Raw genomic sequence first — 1,066 nt, forward strand, 5'->3', positions numbered from 1 at the left:
TCGTAGGCCAGAGTTACCTGCACCACTGTATTTCCTCTGTGAATATTCAGCTCACATAACCGTTCCCTGAATATCAGTGAAAAACACAACACCGTGGCGCACACGGCGAGCAACCCGATAAGGGCATATTTCGTCATAAACTTTGACCTCTCAGCAAAGAAGAGGCTACAATCAGTAGTGTTAAGGTACTTCATGCAGACCTCACGAGTTAATGGATTAACGAGTGGGGTCTTCGCATTTCTGGTACCTGCGTCTTGCCTGAACCAGAAAGGCTCAAACACCCGCCGCGATCATACCACATTCCCTGTTGCTGACTATTACCCCCATTTGCCTGTTTTTGTTACAAAAACGCCGGGAGCGGGGGAAAACTTACTTTTTCCCGTTTCCGGGGGGGACAACTGAGCATTGCGAACGCGTCAGCTACGATGTTCCGGTGATTGCTGATCAGCCCCTGTTGTATTCATAAACTAATTAACATTCATTCTGTCTGGTGCATAAATCTGCCCGTGAACATCTGCAGACAATACCGGCCATGAAAAGATAAATAATACCAGTGGAATATATTTCCTCATGTTATTCTCCATATCAGATAAATGGCACCTGTATTTCAGCCCCCCTGAATATCGCAGCACACATTGAATAAGACCTTATTTTGTGAAATTAATCACAAAATATAAAATCGCGACTTAATACGGAAAAAACTCTGTGCTACTCAGAACTGGCCGGTCATACTGCCCGACCGGATATTAAAAAAAGCAAATCTCATAAACTCCTTTCAGCCTTCTGACTCCTGGAGTAATGAAGGCTGCTTTTTTCGTTACACCCTTCCCCGGCAGCGCCGGTGGCAGTGTTCAGCCCTTTTCCGGGCAAACTGTTGCCAGTCTGTCCGGGGAGCTATGCAGGCAGCCCGTCGCCATGCTTCTGCCGCTTCCATCCAGCGTCCACTGACCTCCAGAATAACGGCCCGCCCGCCGGCACGCTGGTAACGCCAGACCTGACCGTTCCGTGAACTGTTTCTGAATCCATTCATTTTTCTGCTCCTCCCTTTTAGTCGTCAGTATTATTG

Annotated in this window: 2 protein-coding genes and 1 pseudogene; all 3 read right to left on the reverse strand. The window is 47.7% G+C overall.

Annotation, left to right across the window (positions count from 1 at the left end; translation table 11 throughout):
• A partial coding sequence (locus tag RTW80_RS25780) for a Hok/Gef family protein (protein ID WP_404999387.1) occupies nt 1-194 on the reverse strand: 194 nt, incomplete at its 3' end.
• A 303-nt stretch (nt 195-497) separates the two neighbouring features.
• Nucleotides 498-572, reverse strand: a pseudogene (locus RTW80_RS25785) (endonuclease); the annotation flags it as partial.
• 245 nt (nt 573-817) lie between these two features.
• Complete coding sequence (locus tag RTW80_RS25790; protein WP_001299730.1) at nt 818-1,030, reverse strand: ANR family transcriptional regulator; 213 nt, start codon at nt 1,028-1,030, stop codon at nt 818-820.
• Between the last annotated feature and the right edge of the window lie 36 nt (nt 1,031-1,066).

Source organism: Escherichia sp. AM3 (assembly GCF_032029835.1).
GTDB lineage: Bacteria > Pseudomonadota > Gammaproteobacteria > Enterobacterales > Enterobacteriaceae > Escherichia > Escherichia coli.

What these genes read in the sequence shown, in the direction of transcription:
- RTW80_RS25790 (WP_001299730.1), bottom strand. Translation starts at nt 1,030, where the DNA reads ATGAATGGATTCAGAAACAGTTCACGGAACGGTCAGGTCTGGCGTTAC.